Origin of the sequence: Pseudomonas sp. Gutcm_11s (genome assembly GCF_028649395.1) — a bacterium.
Lineage (GTDB): Bacteria > Pseudomonadota > Gammaproteobacteria > Pseudomonadales > Pseudomonadaceae > Aquipseudomonas.
Window position 1 is genome coordinate 343,281 of the sequence record NZ_JAQSUW010000009.1, and the last position, 14,276, is coordinate 357,556.

Consider the following 14,276-nt stretch of genomic DNA (forward strand, 5'->3'; position numbering starts at 1 on the left):
CCTTTTTTGTCCGCATCGGATACTCAAGGAGTCTGTCATGAGTGCCTTTCACGATCTCAATCTGCGCGCGCTCGATGGCCAGGAACTGCCGTTGGCGCCCTACAAGGGCCAGATAGTGCTGGTGGTCAACGTGGCCTCCAAGTGCGGCCTGACCCCGCAATATGCCGGGCTGGAGAAACTGCAGCAGGAGTACCAGGGGCGTGGCTTCACCGTGCTCGGCCTGCCGTGCAACCAGTTCGCCGCCCAGGAGCCGGGCAGCGAGGATGAGATCCGCGAATTCTGCAGCCTCAACTACGGGGTGACCTTCCCCCTGGGCAGCAAACTGGAGGTCAACGGCCCCGGTCGTCACCCGCTGTACCGCCTGCTGGCGGGCGAGGGCGCCGAGTTTCCCGGTGACATCACCTGGAACTTCGAGAAGTTCCTGGTCGGCCGCGACGGCCGCGTGCTGGCGCGTTTCTCGCCGCGTACCTCGCCCGACGATCCTGCGCTGATCCAGGCCATCGAGAGCGCGCTGGGCTGAGCGGCCTATTGCGCCAATTGCCAGGCCGTTCCCGGCCGCCGTCTTGCCCCCTCGCGCTAGCGGTTGCCTAATCCCAGGCACGCGCCGAGGAGGCCACCATGACCAGCTTCGCCCCCGATGATCTCAGCCCAACCGCCTCGCCTGCAGCGCTGCGTGCGCTGATCGAGAGCCGCCGCTCGGTGCGTCGCTTCGGCGACGAGCCGGTGTCGGATGCGGTGATCCGCGACTGCCTGGAACTGGCCGTGCTCGCGCCCAACTCCTGCAACCTGCAGCCCTGGAGCTTCCAGGTGATCCGCGACCCGGCGCTGCTGGCGCGCCTGCACCCGGTGTGCATGAGCCAGAACGCCGCCAAGGCGCCGCTGCTGATCGCCGTGCTGGCGCGCCCGGACACCTGGAAACAGGCCTGCGCCAACATGGTCGAGTACTGGCCCGAGCCCGAAGTGCCGGCGCGCATCCGCCACTTCTACGCCAAGACCGCACCGTTCCAGTACAACCAGGGCCCACTGGGCCTGCTCGGCCTGTTCAAGCGCCAGCTGGTACGCCTGGCGGCGCTGCGCAAGCCGCTGATGCGCAAACCCAACAGCAAGGCCGACATGCGTCTCTGGGCGGTGAAGTCGACGGCCCTGGCCGCCGAGAACCTGATGCTGGCCTTCCAGAGTCACGGCTACGCCAGTTGCCCGATGGAGGGCTTCGACGAGGTGCGCCTGCGCCAGGTGCTGGATATCCCGCGCCAGGCCATTCCAGTCATGCTCCTGGCGGTCGGTCGGCAGGGCGAGAAGGGCGTGTACAACCCGCGTCTGCGCTTCCCCCTGGAGCAGCACGTCACCTGGCTCTAGCGCCGTCTACGCATCAGACGCGCCGCGATAGCCAGGCGTGGATCAGCCCGGCCTGGAAGAACTGCACCGGCAGGGCGAAACCGCCGGCGGTGATGATCGCGGCGGTCCGCTCGGGCGACAGCACCCCGACATCGTTGGCGTAGGCCTTGCGCATGCGCTCGATGGCCTCGGCCGACAGATCGGCGGCCGTCATCATGTTCACCCAGGCCCCCAGCAGCACGTCGTACTCCGCCGAACTGATGTCAGCGGCCAGGTCGGAGCTGGCGAGCAGGCCTCCCGGCTTGAGGCGCTCGGCGATCTCGGCGAAGAAGGCGGAGCGTGCCTGCGGCTCGAGAATGAACTGGGAGACCAGCAAGCAGGTGGCCGCGTCGTGCGCATCGGTAGCCGGCAGCGACTCCAGATAGCCCGCATGGAAAGTGCAGCGCGCGGCGAAGCCTTCCCGCTCCGCGCGTTGCCGGCAGACCTCGAGCATCGCGGCCGAAGGCTCCACGGCGGTGAAGTGCCAACCCGGATTCTGCGCGGCCAGATGGGCCATCTCCGTGCCGGTGCCCACGCCGACGCAGAGGATGCGTGCGTCGGCCGGCAGCTCGGCGAACTGCGAGTCGAGCAGCAGGTGCAGGCAGTGGCGGATCGGCGCCGTCTTCGCCCACTGGCTGTCGTAGCTGGCGGCCTGCTGCTGGAAGATTTCCGTGACCTCGTCGCGGTGCATGAGTTGTTCCTCAAATAAGGCGGGTTCAGTAACAGCCTACCCTGCCTGTCAATAGGGGCAGGCCGTGCCCGCTTCTTGGACAAAATCACCGAAATCAATAGTGCTGGGCGAAGCGAGACGACCGGTCATATGCTGCGCGCCATGAACAGCAGCATCCGACTCGACAAGCGTGACCTGATCCTGGCCAAGGGCTCGGAAGTGATGACGCGCCGTGGCTACCACGGCACCGGCGTGATGGAGATCGTCCAGGCCGCCGGCATCCCCAAGGGCAGCTTCTATCACTACTTCGCCAGTAAGGAAGACTTCGCCCTGCAGGCCCTGGAGTTCGTCTACCAGCCGCGCCTGCTGCGCTATACCGAGGCCCTGAGCAATCCGGCGCTGAGCCCCAGTGCGCGCATCCTCGGTTACTACCGCGAACTGCAGGCGCACTTCGCCCGCCAGGAACAGCCCGAATACCACTGCTTCATCGGTAGCCTGAGCTTCGAGATGAGCGAGGTGCTGCCGGCCATCGGTGCCGAGGTCGAGCGCATCCAGCAGGCCTCGGTGGACACCCTGCGCGAATGCCTGGAGCAGGCCCGTGCCGCCGGTGAGCTGGCGGCCGACGAGGACTGCGAGAACCTGGCGACCTTCATTTCCAACGCCTGGCAGGGCGTGCTGGCGCGCCTCAAGGTCGGCCGCAGCCTGCAGCCGCTGGAAGCCTTCATTCACCGTCTGGAGCTGCTGCTGCGGCCCTGACCCGTTTTTTTGCCCATCGACGAGACGACCGGTCAGTTGGCCGGCCCCAAGGAGAATCCATGACCGTTAAAGCCCTGTTCGAACCCTTCCGCCTGGGCAACCTGGAGCTGCCGACCCGCGTGGTGATGGCACCGATGACCCGCTCCTTCTCCCCGGGCGGCGTACCGGGCGCGCAGGTGGTGGAGTACTACCGTCGCCGCGCCGCGGCCGGTGTCGGCCTGATCGTCACCGAGGGCACCACCGTCGGCCACAAGGCCGCCAACGGTTACCCGCACGTGCCGCGCTTCTACGGTGAAGACGCCCTGGCCGGCTGGAAAGAAGTGGTCGATGCGGTGCACGCCGAGGGCGGCAAGATCGTCCCGCAGCTGTGGCACGTGGGCAACGTGCGCAAGGCCGGCACCGAGCCGGACGCCAGCGTCCCGGGCTTTGGTCCGAGCGAGAAGGTCAAGGAAGGCACCGTGGTGGTCCACGGCATGACCAAGCAGGACATCGATGAGGTGATCGCCGCCTTCGCCCAGGCCGCCCGCGACGCCAAGGCCATCGGCATGGATGGCGTGGAAATCCACGGCGCCCACGGCTACCTGGTCGACCAGTTCTTCTGGGAAGGCAGCAACAAGCGTACCGACGAATACGGTGGCGACCTGGCCCAGCGTTCGCGCTTCGCCATCGAGCTGATCCAGGCCGTACGCGCCGCCGTTGGCCCGGACTTCCCGATCATCTTCCGCTTCTCCCAGTGGAAGCAGCAGGACTACACCGCGCGTCTGGTACAGACCGCCGAGGAGCTGGGTGCCTTCCTCAAGCCGCTGGCCGATGCCGGCGTGGATATCTTCCACTGCTCGACCCGTCGCTTCTGGGAGCCGGAGTTCGAAGGCTCCGACCTCAACCTGGCAGGCTGGACCCGCCAGCTGACCGGCAAGCCGACCATCACCGTGGGCAGCGTCGGCCTGGACGGCGAGTTCCTGCAGTTCATGGTCAACACCGACAAGGTCGCCGAGCCGGCCAGCCTGGAGAAGCTGCTGGAGCGCCTGAACAAGCAGGAGTTCGACCTGGTGGCCGTGGGTCGTGCGCTGCTGGTCGACCCGGACTGGGCGGTGAAGGTACGCGATGGCCGCGAGAGCGACATCCTGCCGTTCAGCCGCGAGGCCCTGAAGACCCTGGTCTGATGCTTTACCCCGGGCCCGCTTCGGCGGGCCTTTTCCAGCCCTGGGCACACCGGGGCTTTTGTATGCCCGCAGGAAACTCAGACCGTTGCGGTCGAGGCATCCGGCGCGTTTCTGGCCAGCTGCAGATAGGCCTCGAATTGCTCGACTATCGCCGTCCAGCCCTGTTTGCCGGCGTGCTGGCGAGCGTTCAGGCGCACCCGGCGCAGGGTCTCTGGGTCTTCCAGCAGCCAGTGCGCGGCGTCGATGAAGGCCTGCTCGTCACCCGGGCTGGCCAGGGCGCCGTTGTGCCCGTGGCGAATGTGCTGGGCCGCGGCGGCCTGGTCGAAGGCCACCACGGCGAGGCCCGAGGCCAGCGCCTCCAGCACCACGTTGCCAAAGGTCTCGGAGAGGCTGGGGAAGAGGAACAGGTCGCCACTGGCGTAGTGCTCGGCCAGCGCTTCGCCACGCTGCACGCCGCAGAACAGCGCCTCCGGCAGTTGCTCCTGCAGTTGCGCGCGTAGCGGGCCATCGCCCACCAGCACCAGGCGCAGGCGTCGTTGCGGCAGGTCGTGCTGTAGCTGGCGGAAGGCGCGGACCAGCAGTTGCAGGTTCTTCTCCGCCGCCAGGCGGCCGACGTGCAGTACGGCAACCTCGTCTTCGTCCATGCCCCAGGCGGCGCGCAGTTCTGTCGAGCGTCGCGCTGGGTGGAATAGCTGGCCGTCGACACCGCGCGAGAGCAGCTCCAGGCGCTCGAAACCACGCCGCTGCAACTCGACGCGCTGGCTGGGACTGGGCACCAGGGTCAGGCGCGAGCGGTTGTGGAACCAGCGCAGGTAACCCGTCAGCAGCCGGCTGAGCAGGCCGAAGCCATAGTGCGCGCTGTACTGCTGGAAGTTGGTGTGGAAGCCGCTGACCACCGGGATACCCAGGCGCCGCGCCGCACGCAGGGCGGACAGGCCCAGCGGACCCTCGGTGGCGATGTACAGCACGTCCGGGCGCTGGCGCTTCCAGCGACGCAACAGCTTGTGCAGCGAGGAGTGGCCCCATTGCAGGCCGGCGTAGCCGGGCACGGGCCAGCCGCGGGTCAGTAGCAGGTCGTCGTTGCTCTGGTTGTGTTCGTCGGCCTGGCGCGGGCGCACCAGTTGCAGGCGGTGGCCGCGCTCACGCAGGCCCTGGCACAGGCGGCCGAGGGTGTTGGCTACGCCATTCACCTCGGGAGGGAAGGTCTCGCTGACCAGGGCGATATGCAGGCTTGTGACATTCATGGTGCCAGTCTGGCCGGGCACCATGAAGCGGCGGTGACGCTTGTATTACTGGGGCGTGACTTCGCGCTCGCGCACCCAGAACAGAGTGGCGCCGGCCACGGCGGCGGGCATCACCAGGATGTTGACGAAGGGGATCATCAGCGCGAGGTAGGTGGCGCCGCCGAAGCCCAGGCTCTGCCAGCGCTTCTCGCGCAGCCAGGCGAGCATCTCGTTCCAGCCCAGCTTGTTGTTGTCCGCCGGGTAGTCGATGTACTGCACGGCCATCATCCACACGCCGAAGAGTATCCACAGCGGCGCCGCGACAAGGTTGAGCACCGGCACGAAGGTGAGGATCAGCAGGGGAATGGCGCGGGGCAGGAAGTACGCCAGCTTACGCATCTCACGGCCGATGGTGCGCGGCACCATGGCCATCAGCTCACCCCAGCTGAAGGCCGGGAAGTCGTCGCGGCCGCGCAGCACCACCTCCACCTTCTCGGCGAGGAAGCCGTTGAAGGGCGCCGCGATGATGTTGGCCAGCAGGGTGAAGGTGAAGAACATCACCACCAGTACCAGCACCACGAACAGCGGCCAGAGGATGTATTCGAGGAAGCTCAGCCAGCTCGGCAGGCTGGGCATCACGCTGTCGACCCAGCCACCGAACTGCTGCATGGCCAGGGCGATCAGACCGATGAACAGCAGGGCATTGATCGTCAGCGGCAGCAATACGAACAGGCGCAGGCCAGGGCTGAGCACCAGTTTCAGGCCTTGGCCGAGGTATTGAGAGCCGGACAGGGCAGGCGTGGACATGACGATCTCCGCGGGGTGGAAAAGCGCCGACCTTAACCACTTTGCCGGGACGAGGAAAGTCGCTGCGGCCGGTACAGACAGGCGCGGCCGCGCTCGCGCTTGGCCTCGTACATGGCGCTGTCGGCCGCCTTGACCAGGCTCTCCGCGTCGTCCGCGTGCTCGGGGTAGAGGGCGATGCCGATACTCGGCGTAACAAAGTCGATGACCTGCTGTTCGATCTGCATCGGCTGCTTGAGTGTGGCGAGCAGGCGCAGGGCAACCCGCTGGGCCACTTCGGCGTTGCCGCCGGCCACGATCAGGGTGAATTCGTCACCGCCCAGGCGGTAGACCTGGTCGGGCTGGCGCATGGCACCGCGCAGACGCTCGGCGATGCCCTGCAGCAGCAGGTCGCCGATGTCATGGCCGAAGCGGTCGTTGACCTCCTTGAAGCGGTCCAGGTCGAGATAGATCAGTGCCAGTTGGTCGCCGCTGCGGCGGGTCTTCTCCAGTGCCAGCGGCAGCTGCTCGGTGAACGCCTTGCGGTTGTGCAGGCCGGTGAGCGGGTCGGTGTAGGCCATGTCCAGCAGGCGGTTCTGGTAGGCCACCTGGTCGCTGATGTCGCGCATGATGCCGCGGTAGCCGGCGAAGGTGTTCTGCCCGTCGTGGATGATCGAGAAGCGCGTCTCGTAGTGGCCGCGGCTGCCGTCGCGGCGCTGCAGCGGGGCGACGAAGCGGACGTTGTCGCCGGTCTGGTGGGCGCGGGTGAGCTGGTCGACGGCGCGCTCCAGGTCCTCCTGCTCCATCAGCGCCTCGAAGCTGTTGCCCAGCAGCTCTTCCTCGCTGTAGCCGAGCATGCCGCACAGCGCGCGGTTGATGGCGGTGATGTGGCCGTCGTGGTCCAGCTCGAAATAGCCGTCCTGGATGGCGTCGAGAATCTCGCGGTCGCGTGTCTCGCTCTGCTCCAGGCGCTCGAGCATGCGGTTGACCTCCTGGGACAGGCTGCCCAGCTCGTCGTTGCCGCTGTCGCGGATGCGCTGGTGGTTCGAGTCCGGCCCGATGGCCGAGATGTCGCGGTGCATGCGCGAGACGCGGCGCATGATGCCGAATTCGAGGCCGAGATAGATCAGCACCCAGGCGATCAGGCCGACCCCGGTGGCCTCGGCCAGGAAGATGCTGATGGCCTTGCGCCCCTCCTGGTACAGGCGCCGCTCGCGGGTCAGCTCCATTAGCAGCTGTGGCTCGCCCAGGCTGTTGCGGAACAGCAGGTCCAGCTGTTGGCGGTTCTCGTCGAGTACCCGCCGTGGGCTGATTTCTATGCGGTTGAGGTTGGCCGTGCCGAGCGTCGGCAAGGCCCGCCAGCCGTCATGGTCGACGTCTGGCGGGAGCAGGCGCAGGGAGCCGTTGACCTGGCTCTGCAGCAGCTCGGAGCGCTCGCCGTCGATGAAGTGCCCGGCCACCAGGGTGCCCAGGCTCGGCAGGCTGTCCTGGTTGTTGCTGATGCCGCCCATGGCCAGCACCAGGGGGACGCCCTGGACCACCACGATCTGCCCGCGCAGGTCCTCGCGCCCCGGTTGGTGCAGGCGCCTGATCTGTTCGACGATCGCATCGCGCAGCGACCGGTAATCACGGGGCCGCTCGCTGCCGAGGGTGATCATGTCCGGCAGGTCGGGCGGCATCCATTGCTCGGCTTGGACACGGTCCTGCTCGTCGAGCAGCAGCATGAAGTCGAAGTTGATCTGCTGCAGCGCCTCCGGGTCCATGTTGCGGCGGACGTAGTCCGGGTGCTGGCCGCGCATGAAGTCGTAGGTGTCGTCCCACTTGGCGTAGCTCAGCACCAGGTCGAGGTTGCGCTTGAGGTTGTGGTCGAGCAGCGCCTGCAGGCGCTTGGCCTCGGCGTCCAGCAGCGCGGCGTCCTGGCGGTCGAAGCGGCTGAGGATCAGGCTCTGCGACAACAGGTAGGCGAAGCCCAGCGCCAGCAGCAGCAACGGGGCGAACAGCCAGAACAGGCGTTTGCGCAGGGTCATGCGGTCGGCAATCCGGAGCGGAGGGCAATTGAGCCGAGTATAGACAAGGGGGCTGTGTGCACCGGGCCAAATAGGCCGTTGCTATCGGCTGAATTGAGAATGGGCATTTTCGCCGGCGGTGCCGTCTCGATAGCCTTGCTGCCAATCCCCCTTGCCGGGGCCGCCCCTGTTCAAAGCCTTCCCCAAGTGCCTGGGCCGGTCCCTTTTTCTTCAGGAGTTGGCCATGTCCGCAAACCGTCATGCCCGCGTCATCATCCTCGGCTCCGGCCCCGCCGGTTACAGCGCCGCCGTGTATGCCGCCCGCGCCAACCTCAAGCCGTTGCTGATCACCGGCATCCAGGCCGGCGGCCAGCTGACCACCACCACCGAGGTCGACAACTGGCCGGGCGATCCGCATGGCCTGACTGGGCCGGCGCTGATGCAGCGCATGCAGGAACACGCCGAGCGCTTCGAGACGGAGATCGTCTACGACCACATCAACGCCGTGGACCTGGCCGGCAAGCCCTTCACCCTGGTCGGCGACAGCGGCACCTACACCGCCGATGCGCTGATCATCGCCACCGGCGCCAGCGCCCGCTACCTGGGCCTGCCGTCGGAGGAAGCGTTCATGGGCAAGGGCGTGTCCGCCTGCGCCACCTGCGATGGCTTCTTCTACCGCAACCGCGAGGTGGCGGTGGTCGGCGGCGGCAATACCGCCGTGGAGGAGGCGCTGTACCTGGCCAATATCGCCAGCAAGGTGACCCTGGTGCATCGCCGCGAGACCTTCCGCGCCGAGAAGATCCTGCAGGACAAGCTGCGCGCGCGTATCGCCGAAGGCAAGATCGAACTGCGCCTCAACGCAGCGGTGGATGAGGTGCTGGGCGACGCCAGCGGCGTTACCGGCGTGCGCCTACGGCACAACGACGGCGCCAGCAGCGAGCTGCAGGTCGACGGCCTGTTCGTCGCCATCGGCCATACGCCCAACACCTCGCTGTTCGAGGGCCAGCTGGCGCTGCGTGATGGCTACCTGGTGGTCAACGGCGGGCGCGACGGCAACGCCACCGGTACCAGCATCCCCGGCGTGTTCGCCGCCGGCGACGTGGCCGACTCGGTGTACCGCCAGGCCATCACCTCGGCGGGCGCCGGCTGCATGGCGGCGCTGGATGTGGAGCGCTATCTGGATTCGATCTGAGGCATCTCCGCGCCCGGCAACCGCTGGACAAAAACGCCGCGACTTCGCAAGGAGTCGCGGCGTTTTCATTGCCGGGCCTTGTATCGCCGAGAGCATCGACCTTGGTCTTAGGCGCGTGGCGACCTTGGGGAAAGTGAACAACACTTGGCCGGCTAAGTCAGTCAACAGTGGACCCAGCGGTTCGCGATACGCGCCGCAACTCTCCGGCCCGGGCGTGGCCGGTCACCAACAAGAGAGGCCATCGTCATGATCTACGCACAACCCGGAACTGCCGGTGCCATCGTTTCGTTCAAGGCGCGCTACGGCAACTACATCGGTGGCGAGTTCGTCGCCCCGCTCAAGGGCCAGTACTTCACCAACACCTCGCCGGTCAACGGCCAGCCCATTGCCGAGTTCCCCCGTTCCGATGCTGCCGACATCGACAAGGCGCTGGACGCCGCGCATGCCGCCGCCGATGCCTGGGGCCGTACCAGCGCGCAGGAGCGCTCCAATGTGCTGCTGCGCATCGCCGACCGCATCGAGCAGAATCTCGAGTTGCTGGCGGTCACCGAGACCTGGGACAACGGCAAGGCGGTGCGTGAGACGCTGAATGCCGACATCCCGTTGGCCGTCGACCATTTCCGCTACTTCGCCGGCTGCATCCGCGCCCAGGAGGGCGGCGCCGCGGAAATCGACGCCGGCACCGTGGCCTACCACATCCACGAGCCGCTGGGCGTGGTCGGGCAGATCATCCCGTGGAACTTCCCGCTGCTGATGGCCGCCTGGAAGCTGGCCCCGGCCCTGGCCGCCGGCAACTGCGTGGTGCTCAAGCCGGCCGAGCAGACGCCGCTGGGCATCAGCGTGCTGATGGAGCTGATCGGCGACCTGCTGCCGCCGGGCGTGCTCAACGTGGTGCAGGGCTTCGGCAAGGAGGCGGGCGAGGCGCTGGCCACCAGCAAACGCATCGCCAAGATCGCCTTCACCGGCTCCACTCCCGTGGGCTCGCACATCCTCAAGTGCGCGGCGGAGAACATCATCCCCAGCACCGTGGAACTGGGCGGCAAGAGCCCGAACATCTACTTCGAGGACATCATGCAGGCCGAGCCGGCCTTCATCGAGAAGGCCGCCGAGGGCCTGGTACTGGCCTTCTTCAACCAGGGTGAGGTGTGCACCTGCCCGTCGCGGGCGCTGGTGCAGGAGTCCATCTACCCGGCGTTCATGGCCGAGGTGATGAAGAAGGTGCAGGCCATCAAGCGCGGCAACCCGCTGGATACCGACACCATGGTCGGCGCCCAGGCCTCGCAGCAGCAGTTCGACAAGATTCTTTCCTACCTGCAGATCGCCCAGCAGGAGGGCGCCGAGGTGCTCACCGGCGGCGGCGTGGAGAAGCTGGAGGGCAGCCTGGCCACCGGCTATTACATCCAACCGACCCTGCTCAAGGGGCACAACAAGATGCGCGTGTTCCAGGAGGAAATCTTCGGCCCGGTGGTGGGCGTGACCACCTTCAAGGACGAGGCGGAGGCGCTGGCCATCGCCAACGACACCGAGTTCGGCCTCGGCGCCGGACTGTGGACCCGCGACATCAACCGTGCCTGGCGCATGGGCCGTGGCATCAAGGCCGGTCGCGTGTGGACCAACTGCTACCACCTGTACCCGGCGCACGCCGCCTTCGGTGGCTACAAGAAGTCCGGCGTTGGCCGCGAGACCCACAAGATGATGCTCGACCACTACCAGCAGACCAAGAACCTGCTGGTGAGCTACGACATCAATCCCCTGGGCTTCTTCTAGGCGTCAGGGGCATGAGCTGGTCCACCGTCAAGACCCGGAAAAAGCCCCGCATTGCGGGGCTTTTTTATTGCGGCACTACGCCTTCTTGTGCAGTGAGGGCAGCAGGATCGTCAGAACGCCGAGCAGCGGCAGGAACGAGCACAGCAGGAACACGTGTTCGATGCCGTGGATATCCGCCAGGTAACCGAGCAGCGCGCCGCCGATGCCACCGAAGCCGAACATCAGGCCGAAGAACACCCCGGCGATCATGCCAACGTTGCCTGGTACCAGCTCCTGGGCGAATACCACGATGGCGGAAAACGCCGAAGCCAGGATGAAGCCGATGATCATGCTCAGCACGCCGGTCCAGAACAGATCCACGTAAGGCAGCGCCAGGGTGAAGGGGGCGGCGCCGAGGATGGAGAACCAGATCACCGCCTTGCGTCCTATCCGGTCGCCGATCGGCCCGCCGAAGAAGGTGCCGGCGGCGACGGCGCCGAGGAACAGGAACAGGTAGAGCTGCGAGGTGGCCACCGACAGGCCGAACTTCTCGATCAGGTAGAAGGTGAAGTAGCTGGTCAGGCCGGACATGTAGAAAAACTTGGAGAACACCAGCACTGCCAGCACTACCAGAGCCAGCATGACGCGGCGGCGCGGCAGGCCGTGGCTGGCGACCGTGCCGGCCTTGAGGCGAAACAGGTTGAGATGCTCGCGATACCAGCGGCTCAGGCCGTAGAGCACCAGGATGGCGAACGCGGCGAACAGCCCGAACCAGGCCACGTGGCCTTGGCCGTAGGGGATGATGATGGCCGCGGCGAGTAGCGGGCCTAAGGCGCTGCCGGCATTACCGCCGACCTGGAAGGTCGACTGCGCCAGGCCGTAGCGGCCACCCGAGGCCAGTCGGGCGATGCGCGAGGCCTCCGGATGGAAGGTCGACGAGCCGATGCCGACCAGCGCCGAGGCCAGGAGGATGGCAGGGAAGGAGCCGACGTAGGCCAGCATCAGAATGCCGAGCAGAGTGCAAAGCGAGCCGGCGGGCAGTAGCCAGGGCTTCGGGTGGCGGTCGGTATGGTAGCCGACCCAGGGCTGCAGCAACGAGGCTGTGAGCTGGAAGGTCAGGGTGATCAAGCCGATCTGGGCAAAGCTCAGCCCATAGTTGGCCTTGAGCAACGGGTAGATCGACGGCAGCACCGCCTGGATCAGGTCGTTGATCAAGTGGGCAAGGGCGCAGGCGCCGATCACGCGCATGACCAATGGGCTGGTCTGGTTGGCAGGCGACGTGCCAGCTTGAGACGAAAGGGCGGCGGTTGCGGACATGTTGTGCCTTGCGGATAGAGGTCGTTCGGGGATTCGGCGCTATCCTAGGCGGCGAAAAATTGCCTGTCTCACGCAATTCGGGCAGTAAGTTTCGCAAAAGGGGCGGAATGAGCAAAACACTGGATGTGCATCTGCGCGAGATCGATGCCTGGGATTGGGCCGTCGTCGGCAGTGCTACCGACTACCCGGCGGACTGGTACGTCGAGGCGCACTCGCATAACAAGCACCAGCTCATCTACGCCATCGAGGGCGTGATGGTGGTGCGCTCCGCGACCAACCAGTGGACCGTGCCGCCCAGCCGCGGCATCTGGATGCCGAGTGGCCAGCTCCACTCGATCCGCTGCGTCGGTGCGGTGCAGATGCGCAGCGTGTTCGTATTGCCGGACGACTCGCTGGGGCTGCCTGTCGAGCCCGGTGCCGTCAGTGTCTCCCCACTCCTGAGTGCATTGATCCGTGTCGCTGTAGAGATCAGTTCGCCCTATGCGGCGGACTCGCGGGCGGCGCGGGTGATGGGCCTGATCCTCGATGAGCTGAGGGTTCTGCCGGCCCTGCCTCTGCACCTGCCGCAGCCAGCCGATCCACGCATCCAGGCGATCTGTACGGTGTTGCAGGCAGATCCCGGTGATGGCTCTACGCTGGCGGACTGGAGTGCGCGCCTGGGCCTCGACGAGAAGACCATCCAGCGTTTGTTCCGCAAGGGTACGGGCATGACCTTCGGCCAGTGGCGCCAGCAAGCCCGGCTGTTGCTAGCGCTGGAACGCATCGCCGTGGGGCGCAAGATCATCGATGTGGCCGGTGAGCTCGGTTACGAAAGCCCCAGTGCCTTCACCACCATGTTCAAGAAGCAGTTCGGCATCACGCCCAGCCAGTTCTTCAAGTAGCTGGTGCTCAGAGGCCGCCCAGCAGGTCGTGGGAGTCCAGCAACCGGTAGGCAATCTCCGGCTGCCGTTCCAGGCCGCGGCGGATGGCGGCGGGGATCGCCTGGCGGGTCTTGCGGCACAGGCCGGGGTGCTCGGCGATCTGGATGGCGATGCCGCGCATGCTGCGCACCTCGTTGAAGCCCGGCGCCACTTCCACGCGGATGCCGAGCTGCTCGTGCATGCGCTGCTGCATGTGCTGCAGGTCTTCCAGGCTCTTGAGGTTCTCCAGACGCTCTAGCAGGCGCTTCTCCTCGCTGCGGGTCAGCAGCAGGATGCGCACGTCCGCGCCCGGGGTTTCCAGCAGCTGGTCGCGGCTGCAGTCACAGGCACCGGGCGGGCAGGGTTGGCGGAGCGGTGGTTGGCTGGTCATGGGCTGTGATCATAGCCAGAGCGCAGCACTGCCGCGCAAGCGGCAGTGGATCGAGCGGCGAGCCGATTTACCAGGCCAGCGTCTGCTGCTGGTAGTCGAGGAAGTGGCAGCCCGTGCTATCCAGGTGCGCCTCGACGGTGGCGAGCAGGCCTGCGACGCTGGTGGCGACATCCAGGGTCGCCTGGTCACCGCCCATCTCCGTGCGCACCCAGCCCGGGTGCAGTGCCAGCAGGCAGGCCTGCGGACGTTCGGTGGAGCGGTCCCAGCTCTGCAGCAGGCTGTTCAGTGCTGCCTTGCTCGCGCCATACAGCGGCATCTCGGCGGAGCGGGCCAGGGCCACGCTGCCCATCTGCGAGCTCATGAAGGCGATCACGCCACCGCTGCGTACCTGCTTGGCCAATTGGCGGGCGAGACGCATGGGGGCGATGGCATTGGTCAGGAACAGGGTGGCGACCTCGTCGGCGCTGGCCTGTGCCACGTCTTGATGCTGCGGGCCCATGATGCCGGCGTTGAACAGCAGGATGTCGAGCTGCTCGCCCTGCAGCGCCGCCTCGATGTGCCCGGCGACATCCGTGGCGGTGAGGTCGCCGGCGATCAGCACCAGGCGCTGCGGGTGCTGTTTGTGCAGCTCGGCCAGGGCCTCACCGTTGGGGTTGCGGGCGACGGCGTAGACCTTGTCGCCACGCTCCAGGCAGGCGCGGGTCAGGCCCAGGCCGATACCGCGCGAGGCGCCGACGATCAGTACGTTGTGCATGG

The 14,276-nt window shown here is 66.6% G+C and carries 14 protein-coding genes; 7 read left to right on the forward strand and 7 right to left on the reverse strand.

Going from position 1 to position 14,276, the window contains the following annotated elements; translation table 11 throughout:
• Positions 1–37 precede the first annotated feature (37 nt).
• Both PTT45_RS04155 and PTT45_RS04160 read left to right on the forward strand, forming a co-directional pair.
• On the forward strand, positions 38–520 hold the full coding sequence (locus PTT45_RS04155; RefSeq protein ID WP_273811671.1) for a glutathione peroxidase: 483 nt from the start codon (positions 38–40) through the stop codon (positions 518–520).
• 98 nt (positions 521–618) lie between these two features.
• Positions 619–1,356 (forward strand): nitroreductase family protein, encoded by a 738-nt coding sequence (locus PTT45_RS04160; RefSeq protein WP_273811672.1) that lies wholly within the window; start codon positions 619–621, stop codon positions 1,354–1,356.
• 13 nt (positions 1,357–1,369) lie between these two features.
• Here PTT45_RS04160 and PTT45_RS04165 read toward each other — a convergent pair whose 3' ends face one another.
• Positions 1,370–2,065 carry a class I SAM-dependent methyltransferase gene (locus PTT45_RS04165; protein WP_273811673.1) on the reverse strand — a complete coding sequence of 232 codons (696 nt, stop codon included), beginning with the start codon at positions 2,063–2,065 and terminating at the stop codon, positions 1,370–1,372.
• Between the two features lie 141 nt (positions 2,066–2,206).
• On the opposite strand from PTT45_RS04165, the gene PTT45_RS04170 reads away from it, so the two are divergent.
• Together PTT45_RS04170 and PTT45_RS04175 are read left to right on the forward strand one after the other, a co-directional pair.
• Entirely contained in the window at positions 2,207–2,800 is a 594-nt protein-coding gene (locus tag PTT45_RS04170; protein WP_443218147.1) for a TetR/AcrR family transcriptional regulator, read from the forward strand.
• A gap of 59 nt (positions 2,801–2,859) precedes the next feature.
• A complete protein-coding gene (locus PTT45_RS04175) occupies positions 2,860–3,963 on the forward strand; it encodes an NADH:flavin oxidoreductase (RefSeq protein ID WP_273811675.1) in 1,104 nt (367 codons plus the stop codon).
• 77 nt (positions 3,964–4,040) lie between these two features.
• Here the strand turns inward: PTT45_RS04175 and PTT45_RS04180 are convergent, their stop codons facing one another.
• Genes PTT45_RS04180 through PTT45_RS04190 form a run of 3 tightly spaced genes read right to left on the reverse strand, consistent with a single transcriptional unit; the run spans position 4,041 to position 7,996 of the window.
• Entirely contained in the window at positions 4,041–5,207 is a 1,167-nt protein-coding gene (locus PTT45_RS04180) for a glycosyltransferase family 4 protein (protein ID WP_273811676.1), read from the reverse strand.
• A 45-nt stretch (positions 5,208–5,252) separates the two neighbouring features.
• On the reverse strand, positions 5,253–5,993 hold the full coding sequence (gene cysZ, locus PTT45_RS04185) for a sulfate transporter CysZ (protein WP_273811677.1): 741 nt from the start codon (positions 5,991–5,993) through the stop codon (positions 5,253–5,255).
• 32 nt (positions 5,994–6,025) lie between these two features.
• Positions 6,026–7,996: a sensor domain-containing diguanylate cyclase gene (locus PTT45_RS04190; protein ID WP_273811678.1), complete on the reverse strand. Its 1,971-nt coding sequence runs from the start codon at positions 7,994–7,996 to the stop codon at positions 6,026–6,028.
• Positions 7,997–8,219: 223 nt separating this feature from the next.
• Here PTT45_RS04190 and trxB point away from each other — a divergent pair, with 223 nt between their 5' ends.
• Positions 8,220–9,167 carry a thioredoxin-disulfide reductase gene (gene trxB / locus PTT45_RS04195; RefSeq protein WP_273811679.1) on the forward strand — a complete coding sequence of 316 codons (948 nt, stop codon included), beginning with the start codon at positions 8,220–8,222 and terminating at the stop codon, positions 9,165–9,167.
• A gap of 246 nt (positions 9,168–9,413) precedes the next feature.
• A complete protein-coding gene (exaC, locus tag PTT45_RS04200) occupies positions 9,414–10,934 on the forward strand; it encodes an acetaldehyde dehydrogenase ExaC (RefSeq protein WP_273811680.1) in 1,521 nt (506 codons plus the stop codon).
• A gap of 75 nt (positions 10,935–11,009) precedes the next feature.
• Here the strand turns inward: exaC and PTT45_RS04205 are convergent, their stop codons facing one another.
• On the reverse strand, positions 11,010–12,230 hold the full coding sequence (locus tag PTT45_RS04205) for an MFS transporter (protein WP_273811681.1): 1,221 nt from the start codon (positions 12,228–12,230) through the stop codon (positions 11,010–11,012).
• Positions 12,231–12,289: 59 nt separating this feature from the next.
• Here PTT45_RS04205 and PTT45_RS04210 point away from each other — a divergent pair, with 59 nt between their 5' ends.
• Positions 12,290–13,111, forward strand: a complete 822-nt coding sequence (locus PTT45_RS04210; RefSeq protein ID WP_273811682.1) for an AraC family transcriptional regulator — start codon at positions 12,290–12,292, stop codon at positions 13,109–13,111.
• Between the two features lie 7 nt (positions 13,112–13,118).
• On the opposite strand, the gene PTT45_RS04215 is transcribed toward PTT45_RS04210, so the two are convergent.
• Positions 13,119–13,520, reverse strand: coding sequence for a hypothetical protein (locus tag PTT45_RS04215; RefSeq protein ID WP_273811683.1), 402 nt, complete (start codon positions 13,518–13,520; stop codon positions 13,119–13,121).
• A 67-nt stretch (positions 13,521–13,587) separates the two neighbouring features.
• Positions 13,588–14,274: an SDR family oxidoreductase gene (locus PTT45_RS04220; protein WP_273811684.1), complete on the reverse strand. Its 687-nt coding sequence runs from the start codon at positions 14,272–14,274 to the stop codon at positions 13,588–13,590.
• Positions 14,275–14,276: the final 2 nt, after the last annotated feature.

Coding starts and splice junctions, on each gene's coding strand:
- PTT45_RS04155 (WP_273811671.1), top strand. CDS start 38: ATGAGTGCCTTTCACGATCTCAATCTGCGCGCGCTCGATGGCCAGGAA.
- PTT45_RS04160 (WP_273811672.1), top strand. CDS start 619: ATGACCAGCTTCGCCCCCGATGATCTCAGCCCAACCGCCTCGCCTGCA.
- PTT45_RS04165 (WP_273811673.1), bottom strand. CDS start 2,065: ATGCACCGCGACGAGGTCACGGAAATCTTCCAGCAGCAGGCCGCCAGC.
- PTT45_RS04170 (WP_443218147.1), top strand. CDS start 2,207: ATGAACAGCAGCATCCGACTCGACAAGCGTGACCTGATCCTGGCCAAG.
- PTT45_RS04175 (WP_273811675.1), top strand. CDS start 2,860: ATGACCGTTAAAGCCCTGTTCGAACCCTTCCGCCTGGGCAACCTGGAG.
- PTT45_RS04180 (WP_273811676.1), bottom strand. CDS start 5,207: ATGAATGTCACAAGCCTGCATATCGCCCTGGTCAGCGAGACCTTCCCT.
- cysZ (WP_273811677.1), bottom strand. CDS start 5,993: ATGTCCACGCCTGCCCTGTCCGGCTCTCAATACCTCGGCCAAGGCCTG.
- PTT45_RS04190 (WP_273811678.1), bottom strand. CDS start 7,996: ATGACCCTGCGCAAACGCCTGTTCTGGCTGTTCGCCCCGTTGCTGCTG.
- trxB (WP_273811679.1), top strand. CDS start 8,220: ATGTCCGCAAACCGTCATGCCCGCGTCATCATCCTCGGCTCCGGCCCC.
- exaC (WP_273811680.1), top strand. CDS start 9,414: ATGATCTACGCACAACCCGGAACTGCCGGTGCCATCGTTTCGTTCAAG.
- PTT45_RS04205 (WP_273811681.1), bottom strand. CDS start 12,230: ATGTCCGCAACCGCCGCCCTTTCGTCTCAAGCTGGCACGTCGCCTGCC.
- PTT45_RS04215 (WP_273811683.1), bottom strand. CDS start 13,520: ATGACCAGCCAACCACCGCTCCGCCAACCCTGCCCGCCCGGTGCCTGT.
- PTT45_RS04220 (WP_273811684.1), bottom strand. CDS start 14,274: ATGCACAACGTACTGATCGTCGGCGCCTCGCGCGGTATCGGCCTGGGC.